Genomic DNA, 20594 nt, shown 5'->3' with positions numbered 1-20594 from the left:
AGGGCTGACAGATCATCGCAAGGCTCAGCCCCTTCGGAACATTGCTCGATATGATCTAGCCGGTGATGCAGGCTGCCTTGTCGAGAACGAGCAGATCACTCTGGAGCCGTCCGTCTCTCTCAGCGCAAAACACCCGGTATGCCAGCTGAATGCCTTCCGTGAGCGAGGTGGTGGCTCGCCAGCCGAGTCTGGACAGCCGACTAACATCCAGCAGCTTGCGCGGCGTTCCGTCCGGGCGCGACGTATCCAAGCTGATTTCACCGCGAAAGCCGACGGCGGCCGCGACCATCAGTGCTAAATCGGCGATGGTGATGTACTCGCCGGTGCCGATATTGACCGGTTCCGGCGACGAATAGGTCTTCATCAGGTGCACGCAGGCATCCGCCATGTCGTCGACATAGAGGAACTCGCGCCGGGGCGTGCCGGTGCCCCACACGATGACGCGCTTCGCTCCCGAAACCTTCGCCTCGTGGAAGCGGCGGATCAGCGCGGCGACGACGTGGCTCAGCTCGGGGTGATAATTGTCGCCGGGGCCGTACAGATTGGTCGGCATCACGCTGATGAAGTCGCTGCCATACTGGCTGCGATAGGCCTCCGCCATCTTGATGCCGGCGATCTTGGCGATCGCATAGGGCTCGTTGGTCGGCTCCAGCGGACCGGTGAGCACGGAATCCTCGCGCAGCGGCTGCGGCGCCAGCTTCGGATAGATGCAGGACGAGCCCAGAAACATTAGCTTCTCGGCGCCGTTCTGATGCGCGGCCTGGATCACGTTCGCCGCAATCGCGATGTTGTCGTAGATGAACTCGGCGCGCAGCGTGTTGTTGGCGACGATGCCGCCGACCTTGGCCGCGGCGAGGAAGATCACTTGCGGCCGCGTCCTGGCGAACCAGTCGAACACGGCGGCCTGGTTGCAGAGATCGACCTCGCGCCGGTCGACCGTGACGAGCCGCACCTCCTCCCGTGCCAGCCGGCGCACCAGCGCGGCTCCGACCATGCCGCGATGGCCGGCGACGTAGACGCTCTTGCCCCTCAGCTCAAACGGTGCGTTTGCCACTGGCCGCATCCCGTTTTGTCTCCGCCAGATCGCTCGTCATCATCTCCTCGACGAGCTGGGCAAAGCTGCGCTTCGGCGTCCAGCCGAGCACCTCGCGCGCCTTGCTGGCGTCGCCGACGAGAAGATCGACCTCGGTCGGACGGAAATAGGTCGGATCGATCTTCACCACAATCTTGCCGCTCGTCTCGTCGACGCCGGTCTCCTCGACGCCCTTGCCGCGCCAGGCGATGCGACGGCCGACATGGGCAAAGGACAGCTCGACCATCTCGCGCACCGAGCGCATCTCGCCGGTGGCGAGCACGAAGTCGTCGGGTTTGTCGGCCTGCAGGATCTTGTGCATGCCCTCGACATAGTCCCTGGCATGGCCCCAGTCGCGCTTGGCTTCGAGATTGCCGAGATAGAGCGTCTGTTCCAGCCCGACCTCGATACGCGCGACGCCGCGGGTGATCTTGCGGGTCACGAAGGTCTCGCCGCGGATCGGGCTCTCATGGTTGAACAGGATGCCGTTCGACGCGAACATGCCGTAGGCTTCGCGGTAGTTCACCGTGATCCAGTAGCCGTAGAGCTTGGCAACGCCGTAGGGCGAGCGCGGATAGAACGGCGTCGTCTCCTTCTGCGGGATCTCCTGCACCAGGCCGTAGAGCTCGGAGGTCGAGGCCTGGTAGAACCGCGTCTCCTTCTCCATGCCGAGGATGCGGATCGCTTCCAACAGGCGCAGCACGCCGATGGCGTCGGCATTGGCGGTGTATTCCGGGCTCTCGAAGCTGACGGCGACGTGGCTTTGAGCTGCGAGATTGTAGATCTCGGTCGGCCGGATCTGCTGCACCAGGCGGATCAGATTGGTCGAATCCGTCATGTCGCCATAGTGCATCAGGAACGGAACGTTGCCGACATGCGGGTCCTGATAGAGGTGATCGACGCGCGCGGTGTTGAACGAGGACGAGCGCCGCTTGATGCCGTGCACGACATAGCCGAGCGACAGCAAATATTCGGCGAGATAGGCGCCGTCCTGACCGGTCACGCCGGTGATGAGAGCGACACGCCCCTTTGAGTTGCGAACCGTCATGGTCTTCCTTAGTTGCACCGGAAAGAGCTGCACTCTGAGAAATCATTGCGAAGCCGCTTCTCGAAAAGATCGATATGCGGATGCGCGCTCCATCGCAATTAAAGGATACGCTCGGCAAGCCAAGTCATACACCGGACTCAGGAAAACACACCATATACATTGATTTAGGTGGACTGAATGATGCCGGCGCATGAGCTTCAAAGATGAAAGTCGAGCGAACCCTCGCAACGGCGACGATCCCAAGCAGGCGGGATGGATGGTAGGCCCTGTTAGACGCGCTCGGGGGCGCTTTGCCTCCTCGCGATATTTCTGGGGTCCTTATCTTTCCACGCGCGCAGGTATGTTTTCCGTTTGGTCCCTCATGGCGCGGAAGAGTGACGTGGTGAGACTTCCGACTAGAAGACGCAGCCTTCGCGGCTCATAATCAGCGCCGCTTTGCTAATTGCGGGTAGGCAATGGACGGCCTGATGCAAAACAGAATGAGAAAGAAAGGCAAACGTTGGTATAGACTTTGTAACGTTTCGATATCGAAATCTTACGTTCGTACAATGGAGCTTTGATGCCAGTCCTCTAACTTGACCGGGCATAAGTTGCCTCTGTCCAATCATGAAAAGTCTCTTAAACCCTCATCGCAAGTGTGTTTCCAGCAAGTCGGGAGCAGCTGCGCAAAGAGATGAGCAGGGACTATGCGGAACGTGGGCAGATCTCATCTTTCTGTCTGAAATGGAGCGAAGCCCAGACGAAGCGTCACTCGCCCGGGAGAATGATTAGTGAGACGCGAGGACTCAGTTGTTGCCATATTGACCGTGCCCGGCAAGCTGGCATCGCTTCTCGCTTCTTCTGAGAACACAAACTGCGTCCTGAAATGGCTCCTCGGTGAGAGTGAGCCAAGCAAGATAACCTGCTTCACCGTAGGATAATTGGCTTTCCGTTCTGTTCGAATGCCCTCAATCTATGGAGCGAGACTATTTGATACATCTTGGCAGCGGCTTGTTGCGCCGGCGACAGTTAGTGAGGCCGTCGAGCGAGCCTGTTTGGGCGGACTTGGATGCGCCGTGCAGGCGCACTAGCGCATCTGATTCTGCTTCAGGCAGTCACGCCAATGGCGATGGCATCGCAGTGTTTCTTCGATCGGCCAGCCAAAAGCGGAATCTAGCTGGGCGAAGCGATGATGGCCGGGAGATCTAAATGAGGCCAGAGAATGCGGCGGTGATAACGGCGCCCGCTGAAAATCCCGAACCTAAACCTGTTACCTTTGGGCAAACGAAGTTTGCGACGGTGCTCCTGTTGGAGGAACGTCAGACTTCTTGAAGCTGGGCTGCATGGATTGATATGTGTGGAATTGTTGGCATTTTGGGCCGTGGTCCGGTCGTTGATAAGTTGGTCGCGTCGCTCAGGCGATTGGAATATCGTGGCTACGATTCCGCGGGCCTCGCAACTCTCGAAGGAGTCCGGATCGAGCGCCGCCGCGCCGAAGGTAAGCTGAGGAACCTTGAGGAGCAGCTGCGCTATTGTCCGCCGTCGGGGCATGCTGGCATCGGTCACACCCGCTGGGCGACTCATGGAAAGCCGACCGAAAGCAATGCTCATCCGCATGCGACGGAGAATGTCGCGGTCGTTCATAACGGGATCATTGAGAATTTCCGCGAGCTGCGAGCCGAGTTGGAGCGGAATGGAGCCGGCTTTAACTCGGAGACGGACACCGAGGTAGTGGCGCATCTCGTCGATTCCTATCTCAAGAATGGCTACTCGCCGCAGGATGCGGTACAGGCGTCACTGCCGCGACTGCGTGGTGCCTTCGCGTTGGCATTCCTTTTCAAAGCGAACGACGATCTTTTGATCGGTGCTTGCAAGGGCTCGCCGCTCGCGATCGGACATGGTCGCGGCGAAGTGTATCTAGGCTCGGACGCAATTGCGCTCGCACCTTTGACCGACACCGTCACCTACCTTGAAGACGGCGACTGGGCCGTGCTTACGCGCGCAACGTGCGTGATTTATGGTGCAGACGGCTCTATCGTCCAGCGGGAAACATCAAAATCTGGCGTATCAGCGCTCCTTGTGGACAAAGCGAATTACCGCCACTTCATGGCCAAAGAAATTCACGAGCAGCCGACAGTGGCCGGCAAGACATTGGCGCATTATCTCGATGTTGCGGCCAAACGCGTCGCCCTGCCGCTCGCGTTGCCCTTCGACTTTAATTGCATTCAGCGCATTTCAATTACTGCGTGCGGCACGGCTAGCTACGCTGGGCACATCGCCAAATACTGGTTCGAGAGGCTCGCGCGTTTGCCTTGCGACGTCGATGTAGCCTCTGAATTCCGCTACAGGGAGGCGCCTTTGCGCCGAGGCGATCTCGCAATAGTCATCTCGCAATCGGGCGAAACCGCTGACACATTAGCTGCCTTGCGATACGCCAAGGGCAAGGGCTTGCATACGATATCTGTGGTTAATGTACCGACGTCGACGATTGCGCGCGAGAGCGAATCCGTTTTGCCTACCCTGGCAGGGCCAGAAATCGGCGTCGCTTCCACCAAGGCATTTATCTGCCAGCTGATGGTATTGGGGGTGCTTGCCGTCAGAGCAGCTAAGGAGCGGGGTAAGCTGTCTGAAATCGATGAATCGCAGCTCGTGCGCGAGCTCATTGAGGTGCCGCGATTGATTGCTGCGGCCCTGTTGGTCGAGCCCCAGATTGAGAAGCTCGCGCGTTATATCGCCGGCGCGAGGACAGTACTCTATCTCGGTCGTGGCACATCGGCCCCCTTGGCCTTGGAGGGCGCGCTCAAGTTGAAGGAAATTTCCTATATCCACTCAGAGGGCTACGCCGCCGGCGAGCTCAAGCACGGCCCGATCGCACTGATCGATGAGGCTGTGCCTGTGGTGGTGATCGCGCCTTACGACGAGGTCTTCGAGAAGACCGTCTCTAACATGCAAGAGGTGGCCGCTCGGGGCGGCAAGATCATCCTGATCACCGATGCGAAGGGTGCGTCTGAAGCGATGGTAGACACGCTCCTGACCATCGTGCTGCCGGCAATGGTCGCAAGCTTTACGCCGCTGGTCTATGCCATTCCGGTCCAGCTCTTGGCTTACCATACCGCGGTCGCAAGGGGGGCGGACGTGGATCAGCCGCGTAATCTTGCAAAATCGGTCACGGTGGAATGAGGCTGGAGAAGTTAGTATCAAAGCATTGAGGTCTCGGCCTCGAGCCATTCGGCGCGGGTTTGGTGGCCTAGGTTCTGCGGGGACGGAATCCGACAAGTTCCCAATCCGGGTCGCTCGTAGCTGTCGTGCGGTTTTGGTGAACTTAGCTGATGCTGCCATCAGCCTCGTATAGCAGAATCGACTAGCCTAGGGGCGATCCGGGATGTTGCACGACTGGGACGGCGTTCATCACGCCCGTCCACAGCCCTGTTGCCCTGGTCGCCATCGACCGGAACAGGTGGTCGTCATCGATCGGAAATGGTGGTCGCCATCAATCGGATTCACTGGTCGCCATGCCCCGGAGCGCGCAGCCTGACTTCGACGGCTCTGTACTTCGAGCGCTGTTTATTGAAACGAATACCGAAAGTCACGCGCGTGCCGGACACCAGATCAGCCCCTGCGCAGCCGCGAAGGTCCGATATGTGCACGAACAAATCCTTGCCGTCGCCATAGTCAGGCCGAATGAACCCCCAGCCCTTTTCAACGCTGTACGACACTACTGTTCCGGTGCGCATGTTTGTTCCACGGTCTTGCGGCTCGATATCGCCGCCTACTACTCCGGAGCTGCGGGTGCACTTTCCGTTCCTAACTCGGCGGCGACGAGCGCGAGCGAAGATGAGCGCCACCACTTGAAACATCCTGACTCACCTCGCCTCACAGCAAACCGGCGGGGCGGACCAGGCGCTAGAAGCGACGAGCCCGCCCCTAACATTACCGCATCTGGAGACTCGGTGATGCTGCCCAGGACCGAGCAAGGGTCGTGCCGAATCGAGAATCGGAGATTCTGCAGGCGCTTCGTGGCGGGCTACAGGGTCAAGGTGTTCGCTTTGGTCTGAAAACTGATGGCCGACGGGGGCACTGTCCGTCCCAGTTGGTCCCGCCGAACTTCGGACTGCAGGCTCACGCTCGCGCCGCCAAATTGCCCCGACAACGTGCTGCCCATCACGGCCCAGCGCATTCTCTTGCACGCCCGGCCTGTACGCGATGGCGGCATTCATCCGACCTGCTAAGCACACAGAAATTTCGCTGGCGTATTGAACAGCAGGCAAGCGGGCCTTTTAATCGATCGTCTCCCTTCGGACGCGCACCCGTTCTCCAACACGCCGTGCGCGATTGAGGCTCGAAAACTACGCAATCACGAGCTCGACCATCTCCATCTCAGAATCACTGAGCCTCACGAGGAGGAGCATTCGCATGGGTAGTCGAGCAAGTAGCGAAGCTGGACTGGGGTGATTGTCAGGCTTGCCAAAGGTGCGTTCACCTCGGAGGTAATAGAGCGCCATCGACCCTATTTCACGCTTGGCGAATTGCTCAGCTAGCCGCAGATGACGGCCCGCTCTAAATGATCTTATCTCTCAGCCTTTGCTGAACGATTTCGACCAGAACTGCTCCGCGAAATCCAGATGGCACTTCATCACGTCCGAGGGAGTTTTGGAATTGGCAAGATTCTTCAGAAGATTGACCTGAGCGTGCAGAGAGGAAGCAGCCAGCTTTGACCCGTCCTTCAACGCCGCAGCGAACAGGTCTGTTGTCTCTTCGAGGGATTTTTTCCATTCCGGAGACGCAAATGAATGGCTTGATGCAGCCCTCGCTGATTCTCCAACATCGTGCGTGGTGCCTCCCGCTTCAGAGGCTGAAGCCTGGGCGGCCCGTTCGGGCTCTGGATGGGTCTTCCGTTCGCGTTTCTCGTATTCGGGACTTCTCGCGGTCATTCAACGTCTCTCCGTCTAAACAGGATCGCAGCTCGCTGCGTGGTCTAGATCCGACCAAGAGCTTCGGAAAGTACCACAACCGGCAACATGTCGAACCTATCTCATTTGGTAGCACTTGCTCATCGGGATTGCTTAAGCGGATATCCGCACCATTTGCGGGGTATGCGAACGACCGCGAGATTTGACTGAGAATTTCCTGCACGGCATGAAGAAAGTTGGTGGCAAGGAAGTCGAGAAGGACCGCGTTCTAACACTCGACGAACTGAAGCCTTCTTTGCGATCCTCAACGATGAGGAAGCGGGCATCACGGATGGAACGCGCTTGGCGCTGAAAGTCCGTATTGCTGACAGCCCAGCGCCGGGGCGAAGTCGCGAGCATGATGCGTTCCGAGCTTCACGGCCTACACGGGGAAAAGCCCCACTGGATCATTCCCGCTGTACGGACGAAGAACAAGAAAGCGGAGCACACAGTCCCGCTCTTCCCGACTGCCGTCAAGTTGATCGAGGCGGCCTTGGAGATCGGCAAGCCAGAGAAGGGAGAGGACCAAGGCAACAGACCCGTCGTTGCCAGTCGCTTCGAAAGCGTTGGGGTGCTTGCGAGCCACTGTATGAGCCAGGCTGTGCGGCGCTTGTTGGAAGACAATGAGCTGGTAGCCTTTACGCCCCATGACCTCAGGCGTACAGCCGCGACCATCGTTCATGCGTCTATGCGCGATGGCATATGTTCGAAGAGAAGCGAGAAGCGATTCCAGCGGATTGAAAAGCATTTAATCACAATCACCGGTTAGCAAACTTCTGCGACACTTCAGCTCCCCTCTCGTCTGTATCGAGCCAGTGCTGTCCGCTCCTCTGCGCTAATGCCCATGAATGTTACGCCGTTGTACCCGCCGTTTGAAAGGGCAGATCGCACGTCATCCGTCGAAGCGCCGATATCGTAAGCGATGTTAGCGAACATATATTGCTGGGTGTCGCTCTCATTGTTCGCGATCTGGGTATTAAGGTGATTGGCGGCGCGATGCGCAACCGCGTTATAAACCCGCTTTTTTTGCGCTGCAACTTTCGGTTCACGCCACTGTAGTATCTGAGTTTTGGTTTGACGGGGAACCGAATCATGATCAGGCACCAAACACGCCAGCGCCCACGAGACGCCCTCTAGAAGAGCGCGTATGCGTGCAGCGATCTTGCCTGCCTCCTTCGGCCCAGGTTGAGTTTCACGCTATCGAGTATGCCCAACACTGCCTGAGCCTCCTCGGCATCAAACGTCGCGACTTGGCGATCTGCCGGGCTCAAAGACTGATCGGCGGCCCGGGCCTGATTGGCTGCAAGCACCTCAAGCGCTTGCGACCGCAGGGCTGTGATCTGCCGAAGATTTCGAGTGTTGATTGTCACCGCCCATTCGGACCCACAGTAGATAGCTGCACGTGACTCGGCGCTTTGACGTGAACCGAGGAAGCGCTGTCCCTACCACTCACCGCTAACTTCACCATGGTCAGCCCAAGCAGCGGAAGAAGCTAACCGGGATGCATATTCGGCGAACGCCCCTATCACAACTACCAGGATTGGTCGTAGCCAGCGCTTGGCGATCAGTTGTGATCTTAGGCAGTATGGCCGCGCCACTAGCGGCGAACCGGCTGCGTCGACAAGAGAATGCACAAGCGCATCGCGCTCTCATCCTGATTGTCGCGCTATAGGAGTTCGTCTCGATACGCTCAACGAAGCCGTCAACAGTTCCGAACTGAAGCTGACAGGCAACGATTTCCACAAGCTGGCCGGAAAGTCCGTGCGCTACACGATTCACATCAATGGCCCGTGGTGCATCACATTCGAGTTTGAAGGAAGCGATGCATTCAAGGTTGACTTTGACCAGTACCACTGAACGCAGAATACCGAATAAGCCATGAGGGCTCCGACATGCTGGAGAGCATCAATGGCAGAGCAGAAGGCTAAGCGCGATCCTAACCGCTGCCCGTCTCATCCGGGCGCCGTCCTTGATGAAATTCTACAGTACATCAGGAAGTCTAAGACCGAGATTGCAGAAGCGCTGGGATTCCAGGCAGCATCTGCACGACATCCTCGCGGAGAAGAAGCCGGTCAGTCCGAACGTGGCCGCCCGGATTGGAAAGCCGGTCGGCAACGGCCCGGCCATCTAGCTTCGTTTGCAGGCAGCCCCCGATGCGTGGCACGCCGACGCGAAGTTGATGTCAGCGAGATCAAGATGCTGGAACCGGCTTAGGGCGACGAGTCCGGGTGCGGGGTCGCCCAAACGGTGTCGCAAGCGATGGTAGCCAGCCCGTCCTCGAAGACAGGGGCTGGCCACCTTTACGCCCGAGAGGTTCAAATTCCCCAAGGTGCTACCATTGTATGGTGGAGAAGAACTGGAGAGCACCTACCAGTACCGGTGGGGTGCCGCGCCCCGCGTGCATGTCATATTGAAGCGCTCGGCCCGCAACTGTTCGAGCTGGCTCCGCTCATAGGAGTAACCGCCGTGCCTAGGACCGATGTGGGGGCGGCAATCCAAGCATTCACGGACTACGCCCGTAGGCCAAGCCATACCCCGGCAGAAGACACCTACGGGCCACAGCGAACTGAAGAGCAGCTGGCCGCTCGGCGATTCCGGGTTGAAGTTATCTGCTCAAAAATGGACGCGGTGGCGGAGTGCCCTCTTTCGACCTTAGCCGAATTCGAGGCGCTCAGACGCGAGATGGGAAAAGATTTTCCCCCAACGCCACCCGCTTTACTCAACCATGTAGTGGACGCATTTTTACGTTGTGGGTCCTACCCGCGCGGCCGGATGACCGACCCTTAATCGTGGACGGAGCCAAATGATGCTTGGCACGTTCTCGCTGCACAAGATCGACCACGCTATACGCGACCTAGAACAAAAAGTCGCCCACGGCGCGGAAATCAGCCGCGAGGAGCTTGCGAGCGGACTGCGGATTACGAAGCATCTTCGAGATGAACTCGAAGTGGCGCTCAAGGTGATCGATGGCCTAAAGGATCATACCGGTCCCGGGTCGACAGGCCGCTCAAGGTGGTAGCCGCGACCTAAACAGCGGGAACGTTAGCGGCCACGTGGCTCGGCGCCCGCTTGGAGAAAAAGCGCTCTCCCTACCACGCGCCAGCCTCAAACAGCGGAAGAAGCTGACGGTGGGATACATTCATCGCAAAAAGCCGTGGCACAACTACCAGAACCGGGGTTGCAGCCTCGCGGGGCTCGGGGATCAGCCTCAGATCGCAGGCAGTGCGGGTGAGACTCGGCGCCGTTCGGTTGCGCCGGAGCGGACGCTGTCCCTGCCCCGCCCGCACTTGCCGCGCGGCGAACAGGATGGAAGTGGAGCGTCGACCATGATGAGAGGGCTACGCCGGGCTCGTGACGCAGGGAGGGCGTAGCCCGACCGGAGTTACGAGCCCGGCGTCGGCGCGATCCACAGCGGACCGCGCCGACTGGTGATCGCGGCCGGCTGGTTATGCAAGTGGTTCTTCCGCCAAGAGGAATCACTCGCGTGCCAGGCCGACACATTACCGATCACCAAATGAGGCTCTACATGAAGTACCGTCAGACCGATAGCCCACCCGTGGCCGCCGCCAAGGCTTCGTTCAGCACCTCGACCGCTTACCGGATCGAGAAGGATCGACGCCTTCCGTCGCAGAAGAAGGCTCCCCGCGGCCGTCGCCGGCCAGATCCCTTGGCCCGCGTATTTGAGACAGATATCGCGCCGATGCTGAAGGCCGCCCCCGGTGTGCGGCCGGTCACGATCTTCGAGGAGTTGCTCCGACGCCATCCCGAGCTCGGCGCCGGCATCCGTCGCACGCTGGAGCGCCGGATCCGGGCCTGGCGGGCGATCCACGGCGAGGAGCAGGAGGTCATCTTCCGCCAGACCCACGAACCCGGTCAGCGCGGCCTGTCCGACTTCACCGACATGGGCGAATTGGGTGTCACGATCGCGGGCGTACCGCTCGACCATCGTCTCTATCACTTCCGGCTGGCCTATTCCGGGTTTGAGCACGCCCATGTCGTGCTCGGCGGTGAGAGCTTCGTCGCTCTGGCCGAAGGCCTGCAGAATGCCTTGTGGTCACTCGGTGGGGCGCCACGGGAGCATCGCACCGACAGCCTGTCGGCCGCCTTTTGCAATCTCGACCGCGACGCCAAAGACGATCTGACGCGGCGATACGAAGACCTCTGTGCCCATTACGGCATGCGGCCTTCCCGCAACAATCGTGGCATCGCCCACGAGAACGGGGCGATCGAGAGTTCGCATGGTCATCTCAAGCGAGCGATCGGCGACGCGCTGTTGCTGCGTGGCACCGCCGACTTCGACGATCTAGCTGCCTATCGTGGCTTCATCGATGAGATCGCCAGCCGCCGCAATGCCCGCAACGCCAAGCGGATCGACAGTGAACGTAGCGCACTTCAGGATCTGCCGGACCGCCGCACGTCGGACTATGAAGAGGTGATCGTCCACGTGACGTCGTCCGGCGGCTTCACCTTGCGCAAGGTGTTCTACACGGTGCCGTCGCGCTTGATCGGCCATCGGCTGCGGGTGCGCCTGTATGACGATCACCTCGACGTGTTTGTCGGCGGCACGCATCTCCTCACCTTGCCGCGCGGGCGGCCGCATCCCAATGGCAAGCACGATCAGGTCGTCGATTATCGGCACGTGATCCATTCCTTGCGGCGCAAGCCGATGGCGCTCCTCAACCTGGTCTACCGCGACCAGCTGTTCCCCCGGGAAGCTTACCGCCGAGCCTTCGACGTCTTGCGCAAACGCTTACCGGACAAGAAGGCCTGCCGGATCATGGTCGATCTCCTCGCACTCGCCCATGAGCGCGGTTGCGAGGCCGAACTCGCCAATCAGCTCACGGCTGACCTGAACGACGGCCGGCTGCCCGACCTCAACCGGCTACGTACTCACTTCGCCCCGGATCCCGCCCAGGTGCCGAACGTCGTGGTACGCCTCGCACCGCTCGCCACCTATGAATGCCTCATCGGTACCGCCGAGATCGGAGGCGCCGCATGAGCACAACCAACGTAGTCGACACCGCGCGCCTCAATCTGTTGCTCAACGAGCTGCGGCTGCCCGCCATCAAGGCGCTGTGGCCGCAATTTGCCGAGCAATCCGATAAAGAAGGCTGGCCGGCGGCGCGCTTCCTCGCCACCATTGCCGAGCACGAGATCGCTGAGCGCGGCCGCCGCCGCATCGAGCGCCATCTCGTCGAGGCGCGGCTGCCTACCGGAAAGACCTTTGACAGCTTCGACTTCGAGGCCGTGCCGATGATCTCCAAGGCGCAAATGACCGCACTCGCCGCCGGCGACGGCTGGCTCGGCAAGGGCGCCAATCTGCTGCTGTTTGGTCCGCCCGGTGGAGGCAAGAGCCACTTGGCGGCAGCAATCGGCTTGGCCCTCATCGAGAACGGATGGCGCGTCCTGTTCACCCGCACCACCGATCTCGTGCAGAAGCTCCAGGTGGCTCGCCGCGAGCTCAACCTCGAGGGCGCCATCAACCGCCTCGATCGCTTCGATCTCGTCATCTTGGACGATCTTGCCTATGTCACCAAGGACCAGGCCGAGACCAGTGTGCTGTTCGAGCTCATCAGCGCACGCTACGAGCGACGCTCTTTGCTGATCACCGCCAATCAGCCCTTTGGAGAATGGAACAAGGTCTTTCCGGACCCAGCTATGACCCTCGCGGCGATCGATCGCCTTGTTCACCACGCCACCATCGTCGAGATGAACGTCGAGAGCTATCGCAGGCGGACTGCCCTCGAGCGAAAGCGTGGTCCAGGGCGGCCACCGGAGCACGCGACACAAAAAACGCTCGCTTGATTGACGCTCCGCGACAATCAAAGCAAACAAAACTCTTGCGCGCGACAATCATCGCGGCGATCATCATCGCGCCGCGACACTGACTCGCCATCCTGATCGCCGCGCTCTTCCGACCCAGATCGTCGCGCTATACGCACTGCCGATAGTTAGCGGTCACGTGACTCGGCGCTCAAGTAACCCCCACGCATACACAGGGGAAGCGCTGTCCCTGCCACGCGCCGCTAACCCCCACACGGCCAGCCTCAAAGCAGCGGAAGAAGCTGACCGGGAGGTCATCGCTCGCAGAACGAGCGTAACTTACAGAACCGGGAATGGCCCGTGATTTAGAAGCAGTGGGCGCGACACGGTGCCGACCGACCAGGGGGGCTGAGTTGAAGCACCTGCCGCATCCGCACTGCTGGTGAGTTTAGCGGAAGGTGACACTCCACCCCACTGCTCTGGAAACCACAGCAATGTCCGTGCCACCCCCGCTAAACCCAACAACCAATTATTGGGACTAGCTTACTGAAAGCTGACGAGACTGCGCGCCCATTCACAAAACGAAAAGCGGCCCACGGGGCCGCTTGCCGTGGAGACAATAAAGACGTTCAGGCCGCAGACGAAAGGCGTTCGGCTCGCTTACGATCAGCGGCAGCCGCACCACGACGACGGCCCGGATCGGCAGTTCTGTGCGTCAAGTTCAGCAAAATCGATTATGGGATCCGGCCGAGCCATCCCCTCGGAGCCGCCGTCGCTCGCTTGCGCAAAAGCGTAGCCCTGGCGAGCGACGGCGGCGGAGAGGGGGGCGTGCATCCCCTTGGTGGGCCTGAGCATCGTCAGGCCGCCGGCGTAGCGCCTCCTTGTGCTCCTTCGGCAGATCCATGTTTAGATGGCGATGGTCCTCGAGCCAGGCCTCATGGCGCTCGACGGTCAGCGCCCGTACCAGCCTTAAACAGCTCTCGGCATTGGGGAGGATTCGCACGACATAGGTTCGCCGCCTGATCTCCTCGTTGAGGCGATCGAGCAAATTGGTGAGATGTCTCGGTGCCAACGTTCCCGCTGCGGTGTTCTACATCGTGGAGTATGGTGCGACCATCGGGACAGCGGCACCGGGAGCACGAAGTGCGGGCAGGCCGATGTTATTCCAGAGCCGAGAGCTCGAGTTAGTAGCTGGCGGCCGCCTCCGTGATGGGCTCGAGTATCCCGAGGTCACGCGGGTCGAACTCGATCGAGCGGCGCCCCCTCCACCGGCGTATCGGCGCGGCCCGCGCCCATCTGCGCCATGTGCATCGCGATTCTCCGCGCGCGCTCACCTGCTGCGGACCTCACCATCGAGATCGAGCTCGGAGGGGGATGGCATCCGCTGCGAGACTCATGCCCAGGGCACGGCCGTCGAGAGGTGTCCGGGGCTGGAGAACATCTGCATTCTGCAGCGCGTCGTCGGTCATAAGGTCACCTGCAGGCGGTACGATCGCGCGAACGATGTTCTTGTCGATATCGCCCCTCCAGCCTGGAGGTCGGGAGTAATGAGATGGGGAAGTAATGACATGGATTGGCGCCGCGACCTCATGCTGTGGCACCCGCGTCTGTTCCTCACGACGGCCGAGGAGCCTAGTCGCTCGTTCGGCTACCCGCACTGCGAGCGAGGGTGGCAGGATATCCTGGTCCGGCTCTGTCGCAGGATCGAAGTCGCGCTCCGCGACGGCGAGACCTTCGAATTCGTCCGCATCAAGCAGAAGATGGGCATCCTGCTCGTCGATGGGACACCGAAGCCTCGAAGTCCACCGAGTCCGCGATCGGCCATGCAGTTGACCTGGCCGTCGCCCGCTCCGCCTGCACCTGCGAGATTTGCGGCGCGGAAGGCCGGCTGCATGCCAACAAAGGGTGGCTCGAAACCCGCTGCGCAGAGCACGCGGCCGGCGATCCAGTGCCGCCCCACTTGGGGCAGGGCTTCGACAACGTCCGCCGGCTGCGCCGCCGGCGAGGCCAGGCCAGCGTTTACTACGCGCTTACGACCGCGACGCCGACACTTTGACCGAGGTGCCGCCGCCCTCGCCGCAGCAGGAGCGCTAAGATGGCCAGATTTCGCTGTAGCGCCTAGGACCAGCAAGGCGAGTTCACCTAGCCGCGCCGGCGAATGCGCCGTCCGGCATCTCAATGGCTATCGCGGCATCCTCCAAGTGGATGGCTACGCCGCCTATAACAAGCTCGCGCGATCCGATCGCGGCGATGATGGCATCACGTTGGCCGGCTGCTGGTCACACAGCCGGCGCAAGTTCTATGAGCTGCATGTTGCAGGGAGCTCGGAAGTGGCAACGGCGACGCTCGAGCGGATGGCGAAGCTCTGGCAGGTCGAGAAGACCGTGCGCGGTCAAAGCCCCGACGCCCGCGTTGCCGCGCGCCAGCAAGCCTCCGCGGCTGTCGTCGCAGATCTCTTCGATCTCTGGCAGCAGACCTTGCGGCGGATCTCCGGCAAATCAAACTGGCCGAGGCGATCCGCTATGCTGTCTCGCGCCGTGCCATCTTCGAACGCTTCCTGCTCGACGGCCGCATCGAGCTCGACTCCAACATCGTCGAGCGCGCCATCAGACCGCAGACAATTACAAGAAAGAATAGCCTGTTCGCGGGCAGCGACGGCGGCGGACGAACCTGGGCGACCATCGCAACACTGCTGCAGACTGCGGATTTCACGGATCGTGTGCATCGATTTCGCGCGATCGTGAGCACTGAATTCAGACGATCGTGAGCAGCCCGCTACGGCCGATGGGAGATAGAGTCAGTGTTCTGGTTGCCGTCAAGGGTGATGGTTTTGGCGCTGCGTTTTCGCATGCTTTCTCCGGTGAGCTGGAGGCGGTGGGCGTTGTGGACGAGGCGATCGAGAATGGCGTCGGCGACCGTGGGGTCCCCAATGGCTCCATGCCAGGTGTCCACGGGGAGCTGACTTGTGACGATGGTGGATGCGCGGCCATGTCGGTCCTCGAGGATTTCGAGCAGATCGCGGCGTTCCGCGGCGGTGAGCACCGATAGTCCCCAATCATCCAAAATCAGAAGCTGAGCGCGGCCGAGGCTTTTGAGGAGTCGGGCGTAGCGTCCGTCTCCGCGCGCGAGCGCGAGCGCCTCGAACAGCCTTGGAACGCGATGATAGAGGACTGATCGGTTGTCGCGGCAGGCCTTGTGGCCGAGCGCGCAGGCTAACCAACTTTTGCCCAGGCCGGTTGCCCCGGTGACGAGCAAATTCTCGTGGCGATCGATCCAGCGACCTTCGACGAGTTTGGCGAAAACGGCGCGGTCGATGCCCCGCGGGGTGCGCAGATCGACGTCCTCGACGCAAGCAGTCTGGCGCAGTGCGGCGATCTTGAGGCGCGTGGTGAGCCGCCTGGTGTCGCGTTCGGCGGCTTCGCGGTCGACCAACAGGCCGATGCGATCTTCGAACGGCAGGGCTTCGAGATCGGGCGATCGGCGCTGCTCCTCGAAGGCCTTGGCCATTCCGGTCAGTCGGCGCCGTAGCTTTTGACGAGCGCCAGAATGCCAAGGCAGGTTCGAAAGCCTTGTTCTGGATGGGGCCGGGCGTCGATCGCGGCCTGGAAAAACGCTGCTGTCGAAGGACCGATCCGCTCGCCGGCGGCGATCACCGCGGCGGGGGTCCATTCGCCGTAGCGGCGATGGGCGCTGGGCATGTGGTCGGCGATGGTGGTGTGTCCGCGTCGGTTGGGCGCGCGGGCATGGCTGGCGATCCGCTGGCCCTTGTGGAAGATCTCGACCGTCCGATCGTCGATACGGGCATCGACCAGCTCGCCAATCAGACGATACGGCGCGGAGTACCAATGGCCGTCGACCTCGACATGATAATCGGGAGCGAGGCGGCAGCGCTTCCAGCGTGCGAAGGCATAAGGCTGATCTGGCAGCGGGGTTAGCTTGGGTTTGTCGAGTTCGGCAAACAGTTCGGCGCGGCTTGAGCCGAAGCCACGCATTTGACGAGCATTGAGTTCGTCGACGAGTGTCTTGATGCCGGCGTTGAGCTCGGCCCGGGAAAAGAAGCGCTGATTGCGCAGCCGGGCCAGAATCCAGCGCTGGGCGATTTGCACCGCGACCTCGACCTTCGCCTTGTCTTTTGGGCGCCGCGGCCGTGCGGCGAGAATGGCGGTGCCGTAATGGCTCGCCATCTCGGCATAAGTGCGATTGAGGCCGGGATCGTAGCGGTCGGGGTTGCTGACGGCGGCTTTGAGGTTGTCGCAGACCACGAACGTCGGCGTTCCGCTCAAAAACGTGAACAAGTTGACGTGGGCCCGGATCCAGTCGGCCAAGCTCTCGCTGGGGCAGGCCTCGGCGTAGGTGTAGTTCGAAGCGCCCATCGCCGCGACGAACAGCTTCATCGGCTGCACTTCCCCGGTCAGGGGATCGACGATGTCGATGGTGTCGCCGGCGAAATCCACGAACACCTTCTCGCCGCCCAGATGAATCTGCCGCATCGAAGGTCGGACCCGCCCCTTCCAGGCCTCGTAGGTAGTGCAGAACCACGTGTACCCGAAACCGTCGGGATTAACGGCGCGATACTCCTCCCAGAGCAGGCGACGGGTTACGTTGCGCCGGCGGAGCTCTTTATCGATGTAGCTCCAGTCGGGCACCGGCCGCTGCGGGCTCTGAGACGCTGGTCGTGGGGCCGGGAAAAGCAAAAGCTCCAGGTCTTCATCGGTCATTCCCTCCGGAAGCGGCCAGCTCAACCCAGCAGAGCGGGCGCGGCTCAGGTAGCTGTGCACAACGCCGTTGCTGACGCCCACGCTCCGCGCGATGGCCCGCTCTGGCAGGCCTTGAAAATGTTTTAACCGAAGGACTTCCTTGATCCGGCGCATCGACAATCTCTGGGTAGGCATTGGACTTCCTCGTTAACCACGAGGTCATCCCTAAGCCGGTTGAGTTGTCGGCCGAAGCGCTGCAAGGCTCCGAAAGCCTTGCTCACGATCCCGCGAAATCGTTGCTCACGATCCCCTGAAATCCGCGCTCACGATCCCGCGAAACGCGCATGAAACTGACGAGAACCGCTTTGCTGGGCGATTTCCCGCCTGTTGCGTTGCGTAGCTTCGGCATTCACAACGAATTCGCCATTGGAAAGCATTGCGGGAATGCTGTCCGAGACGCTTGTCCCAGCGCCGGAGACGAAGCCGCCGGTGCTAAAGCTAGGTGTCGACATAGAGCTGATCGCGGCGACCTTGGCCATACCGGCAGCGAGCACGCCCGCAGCCAACGCATCATTGAATGGCGGCACGGCCGATGCCAACGCCTTCGTGAAGGCGGTGTAAGTGTTGATCCTTGCCTCGACAATGCCGAACGCTTTAGCCGCCGTCGCCATAGCCATGCTGTGCTTGCCGAATTCCTGCGAGAGTTGTGCAAATTCGCCCGCCATGGAGGCGCCGGCGGTGTTCCACGTCGATTGGGCGTTCTCCGCTAGCCTTTGTTGCGCATCCAGGAATTGCTGCGCACTGATCGTATTGGCGTTGAATTGCGCTTGGATCTTAGGCTCCTGTAGGTAACTCTCAGAGGGAGTCAAGTTCGCTTGGATCGTCTGGAGCCCGGCCAGCGTCATGGCGTATTCCGAAGTCTTCTGCTTCAGCAGGTCGAGCTGCACCTGCTGCGCGGCGGTGATCGCGGTGTTGTTCGCCCGCGCGATCGACTCCGTTTGCAATTGCAGCTTCATCGCCTCCATTGCGCCGGGAAGCAGTCCATAGGTTGCCACCTCGGCCTTCATTCCCTCCGGCGACTTGCTTTGCGATGCAATGAACTGATCGACCACGTTTTTTCCGCCCATCACCGAAAAGTTGAAATCCTTCTGAGTCTTCGATGCCTTGTCCGTCGATGCAGCCGCGGCTTCCTGGGGACCGCGCTCACCGCAGTATCGACCGCGATGAAGGCGCTCGTCACCAGTGGGGTGATTGTTTCACGGCCGCCTTCGAGAAGGTGAAGGGCGGCATCGCTGGGATTGAGGAGACGGCAAGGCGCCGTGTTCAAAGTCGCTCGCCAAATACATCTCAACCGTCTCCGGTTGCGAGCCCTTCCACAAATTGTCGACGATTCTTGCGTCATTGATGCCGCTCGAGCCCGCACCGAGCCCGGCAGTGGATGTGCCCGAAGCGCTGAAAGCCAGCTCGCTCGAGCTGTGGTATCAGCAGAAACTTCATCTCCGGACATTGGTTCCGAGCGGCGCCGAGGCGCTGATCCGGATGCGCCATCCCGCATGGGGCGTCGTGCCGCCTGCCTACTTCATCCCCGACGAAAGCGATCCGCATTTTCATGCGCTGTCCGAGTTCGTGATCGCGCGCGCGATCGAGGACTGGCGCTATCTGCTCGGGCAGATCGGACCGGTCGATCTCTCGATCAACCTGCCGATCTCGTTTCTGGCCGACGATGCTGCGGTGCGCGAGCTTTGCTACCGGATTCCGGATCATGCGGCGTTCGCCGGCCTGCTGATCGAGATCGACAGCGCCGAGGTGATCGACAATCTCGACCTGGCGATCGATGTCGCCCGGCGCGTTCGCCTGCACAATATCGGCATCTCGATCGACAATGTCGGCGCGAAGTGGCCATCCTTGCTGGGATTGCCGAACTTTCCGTTCGTCCAGCTGAAGGTCGACCATCAATACGTCACCGGTTGCGCGGATCAGCGCCTCAAGCAGACGGTGTGCCGGCGTATCGTCGAGCTCGCACACGACTCCGGCGCGCAGGTTATTGCGCAGGGGGGCGAGACGCGCGCGGACTTTCTTGCCGCACATGAGATGGATTTCGATCAGGTCCAGGGTTACCTGTTCGGCAAGCCGATGGGCGTCAAGAAGTTCGCCCGCTCGCGCACGCACTTCTCGGAGAAAGAGCCGATCGTCCTGACGCATGGCGCCTAGTCAGGCGCGAGTGTCGCCATCGATCGCGCGCAGCGCTTCGCCGCGGGCGATCAGGCGCTTTGTGTGAATCGGCGGATGGAATGACCCTGCCCAGATTAATGATGTCAACGGCTTAACGTGCCGATCGGCGCCGGGCCCCGCGCCAACTCACATGCTGACGGCGGTCGTCTTCCCCTCGGCTTTGCTATGCACTTCAAACTCGAGAGATCGATTCGTTCAGGATAATGTCCTGAATAACGAGATAAGCCGTACGGCAGTTGCCGCACGGCTCTTCCGGAGTTCGTCATTCACTGCGCGGATCCGGTAGCGACGCGCTGAGCCGCCGTCTTGGCAGACTTATTGGACGCGCTCGTCGGCGACCTTCTTCTCAGAAGAGAGCTCGGTCGTAATTCTGCGCATTGCCACGGCCTGGGCCTGAACTTTTTGGCTAACACGCTCGAACTCAGCCATCTGGTTCTGGAAACCGGCATCCTGGGTCTGCTGGGTAGCAGGAGCGGCGCCGTTACCGCCAACACTATTAACCGCCATGTCTATTCACCTTTCTTTATGATAGTCGTTAGTTGTGGCCTGCTACGTCGGGCGGGCCGACGATACGAGGGGCAGGAATAGAAAGAAAGACGGTGCTCGCCCCCCAGACTTCTCAGGCTCAGTTCGGCGCTCTTGCCGAGACCAACGGTCTTGGGCTGTACGTTGTCCGTTTTGCCGGCGTTCTTGTTTTCGGCGGCCATCGCTTTCTCCTATGCTCGTCTTGTTACGTCTCAATAGACGTGCTCGCCTAGAGTTCAGCAGCCTCACGCTAGGCGGGCTACCTTTCGAGAAGCTGACGAGTCTCGGTCGGGGTGATTAGGTCGATCCTTTGCAGCAGCCCATCACCT

Annotated in this window: 15 protein-coding genes and 4 pseudogenes; 9 read left to right on the top strand and 10 right to left on the bottom strand. The window is 60.7% G+C overall.

Annotated elements, in window-relative coordinates; genetic code table 11:
* Positions 1-55 precede the first annotated feature (55 nt).
* Both CIT37_RS35530 and gmd read right to left on the bottom strand, forming a co-directional pair.
* Complete coding sequence (locus tag CIT37_RS35530; RefSeq protein WP_095424407.1) at positions 56-1063, bottom strand: GDP-L-fucose synthase family protein; 1008 nt, start codon at positions 1061-1063, stop codon at positions 56-58.
* A complete protein-coding gene (gene gmd, locus CIT37_RS35525; RefSeq protein ID WP_014498053.1) occupies positions 1035-2120 on the bottom strand; it encodes a GDP-mannose 4,6-dehydratase in 1086 nt (361 codons plus the stop codon). Before gmd ends, CIT37_RS35530 begins: the two co-directional genes overlap by 29 nt.
* 1332 nt (positions 2121-3452) lie before the next feature.
* On the opposite strand from gmd, the gene glmS reads away from it, so the two are divergent.
* Positions 3453-5279 carry a glutamine--fructose-6-phosphate transaminase (isomerizing) gene (gene glmS, locus CIT37_RS35520; RefSeq protein WP_011084447.1) on the top strand — a complete coding sequence of 609 codons (1827 nt, stop codon included), beginning with the start codon at positions 3453-3455 and terminating at the stop codon, positions 5277-5279.
* A 320-nt stretch (positions 5280-5599) separates the two neighbouring features.
* On the opposite strand, the gene CIT37_RS35515 is transcribed toward glmS, so the two are convergent.
* Both CIT37_RS35515 and CIT37_RS35510 read right to left on the bottom strand, forming a co-directional pair.
* A complete protein-coding gene (locus CIT37_RS35515) occupies positions 5600-5833 on the bottom strand; it encodes a cold-shock protein (RefSeq protein WP_018647867.1) in 234 nt (77 codons plus the stop codon).
* 840 nt (positions 5834-6673) lie between these two features.
* Positions 6674-7030, bottom strand: coding sequence for a hypothetical protein (locus CIT37_RS35510; protein ID WP_028182256.1), 357 nt, complete (start codon positions 7028-7030; stop codon positions 6674-6676).
* Between the two features lie 376 nt (positions 7031-7406).
* Here CIT37_RS35510 and CIT37_RS35505 point away from each other — a divergent pair, with 376 nt between their 5' ends.
* Entirely contained in the window at positions 7407-7817 is a 411-nt protein-coding gene (locus tag CIT37_RS35505) for a tyrosine-type recombinase/integrase (protein WP_011084450.1), read from the top strand.
* A gap of 17 nt (positions 7818-7834) precedes the next feature.
* Here CIT37_RS35505 and CIT37_RS35500 read toward each other — a convergent pair whose 3' ends face one another.
* Positions 7835-8152, bottom strand: coding sequence for a hypothetical protein (locus CIT37_RS35500; RefSeq protein ID WP_011084451.1), 318 nt, complete (start codon positions 8150-8152; stop codon positions 7835-7837).
* A gap of 453 nt (positions 8153-8605) precedes the next feature.
* Between CIT37_RS35500 and CIT37_RS35495 the strand changes: the two genes are divergently transcribed.
* From CIT37_RS35495 to istB (CIT37_RS35475), 5 genes and pseudogenes are all read left to right on the top strand, one after another.
* Positions 8606-8905 carry a type II toxin-antitoxin system RelE/ParE family toxin gene (locus CIT37_RS35495; protein ID WP_231088546.1) on the top strand — a complete coding sequence of 100 codons (300 nt, stop codon included), beginning with the start codon at positions 8606-8608 and terminating at the stop codon, positions 8903-8905.
* Between the two features lie 51 nt (positions 8906-8956).
* A pseudogene (locus CIT37_RS35490) lies at positions 8957-9262 on the top strand (HigA family addiction module antitoxin).
* Positions 9263-9854: 592 nt separating this feature from the next.
* A complete protein-coding gene (locus tag CIT37_RS35485; RefSeq protein ID WP_225005521.1) occupies positions 9855-10067 on the top strand; it encodes a hypothetical protein in 213 nt (70 codons plus the stop codon).
* 465 nt (positions 10068-10532) lie between these two features.
* Positions 10533-12047, top strand: a complete 1515-nt coding sequence (gene istA / locus CIT37_RS35480; protein WP_039228609.1) for an IS21-like element ISBj11 family transposase — start codon at positions 10533-10535, stop codon at positions 12045-12047.
* Positions 12044-12853 (top strand): IS21-like element ISBj11 family helper ATPase IstB, encoded by an 810-nt coding sequence (istB, locus tag CIT37_RS35475; RefSeq protein WP_018270204.1) that lies wholly within the window; start codon positions 12044-12046, stop codon positions 12851-12853. Before istA (CIT37_RS35480) ends, istB (CIT37_RS35475) begins: the two co-directional genes overlap by 4 nt.
* Positions 12854-13676: 823 nt before the next feature.
* Here the strand turns inward: istB (CIT37_RS35475) and CIT37_RS35470 are convergent.
* Positions 13677-13874 (bottom strand): annotated as a pseudogene (locus tag CIT37_RS35470) (transposase); the annotation flags it as partial.
* A gap of 1078 nt (positions 13875-14952) precedes the next feature.
* Between CIT37_RS35470 and tnpC the strand changes: the two are divergent.
* Positions 14953-15515: pseudogene (gene tnpC / locus CIT37_RS35465) on the top strand (IS66 family transposase); the annotation flags it as partial.
* A gap of 71 nt (positions 15516-15586) precedes the next feature.
* On the opposite strand, the gene istB (CIT37_RS35460) reads toward tnpC, so the two are convergent.
* The 3 genes and pseudogenes from istB (CIT37_RS35460) to CIT37_RS35450 form a co-directional block, all read right to left on the bottom strand.
* Positions 15587-16318 carry an IS21-like element ISFK1 family helper ATPase IstB gene (gene istB, locus CIT37_RS35460; protein ID WP_014497992.1) on the bottom strand — a complete coding sequence of 244 codons (732 nt, stop codon included), beginning with the start codon at positions 16316-16318 and terminating at the stop codon, positions 15587-15589.
* Between the two features lie 8 nt (positions 16319-16326).
* Positions 16327-17703: pseudogene (istA, locus tag CIT37_RS35455) on the bottom strand (IS21-like element ISFK1 family transposase); the annotation flags it as partial.
* Positions 17704-17831: 128 nt separating this feature from the next.
* Complete coding sequence (locus CIT37_RS35450) at positions 17832-18620, bottom strand: hypothetical protein (RefSeq protein ID WP_223153754.1); 789 nt, start codon at positions 18618-18620, stop codon at positions 17832-17834.
* 322 nt (positions 18621-18942) lie between these two features.
* On the opposite strand from CIT37_RS35450, the gene CIT37_RS35445 reads away from it, so the two are divergent.
* Positions 18943-19719, top strand: a complete 777-nt coding sequence (locus tag CIT37_RS35445) for an EAL domain-containing protein (RefSeq protein WP_014498043.1) — start codon at positions 18943-18945, stop codon at positions 19717-19719.
* 336 nt (positions 19720-20055) lie between these two features.
* Here CIT37_RS35445 and CIT37_RS35440 read toward each other — a convergent pair whose 3' ends face one another.
* A complete protein-coding gene (locus CIT37_RS35440; RefSeq protein ID WP_014498042.1) occupies positions 20056-20247 on the bottom strand; it encodes a hypothetical protein in 192 nt (63 codons plus the stop codon).
* Positions 20248-20594: the final 347 nt, after the last annotated feature.

The organism is Bradyrhizobium ottawaense (assembly GCF_002278135.3).
In the GTDB taxonomy this organism is placed as follows: domain Bacteria; phylum Pseudomonadota; class Alphaproteobacteria; order Rhizobiales; family Xanthobacteraceae; genus Bradyrhizobium; species Bradyrhizobium ottawaense.
This window is presented reverse-complemented; position numbering and strand designations above follow the sequence as displayed.

What these genes read in the sequence shown, in the direction of transcription:
- CIT37_RS35530 (WP_095424407.1), bottom strand. Translation starts at nt 1,063, where the DNA reads ATGCGGCCAGTGGCAAACGCACCGTTTGAGCTGAGGGGCAAGAGCGTC.
- glmS (WP_011084447.1), top strand. Translation starts at nt 3,453, where the DNA reads ATGTGTGGAATTGTTGGCATTTTGGGCCGTGGTCCGGTCGTTGATAAG.
- CIT37_RS35485 (WP_225005521.1), top strand. Translation starts at nt 9,855, where the DNA reads ATGCTTGGCACGTTCTCGCTGCACAAGATCGACCACGCTATACGCGAC.
- istB (WP_018270204.1), top strand. Translation starts at nt 12,044, where the DNA reads ATGAGCACAACCAACGTAGTCGACACCGCGCGCCTCAATCTGTTGCTC.
- CIT37_RS35440 (WP_014498042.1), bottom strand. Translation starts at nt 20,247, where the DNA reads ATGGCGGTTAATAGTGTTGGCGGTAACGGCGCCGCTCCTGCTACCCAG.
- gmd (WP_014498053.1), bottom strand. Translation starts at nt 2,120, where the DNA reads ATGACGGTTCGCAACTCAAAGGGGCGTGTCGCTCTCATCACCGGCGTG.
- CIT37_RS35510 (WP_028182256.1), bottom strand. Translation starts at nt 7,030, where the DNA reads ATGACCGCGAGAAGTCCCGAATACGAGAAACGCGAACGGAAGACCCAT.
- istB (WP_014497992.1), bottom strand. Translation starts at nt 16,318, where the DNA reads ATGGCCAAGGCCTTCGAGGAGCAGCGCCGATCGCCCGATCTCGAAGCC.
- CIT37_RS35515 (WP_018647867.1), bottom strand. Translation starts at nt 5,833, where the DNA reads ATGCGCACCGGAACAGTAGTGTCGTACAGCGTTGAAAAGGGCTGGGGG.
- CIT37_RS35505 (WP_011084450.1), top strand. Translation starts at nt 7,407, where the DNA reads ATGATGCGTTCCGAGCTTCACGGCCTACACGGGGAAAAGCCCCACTGG.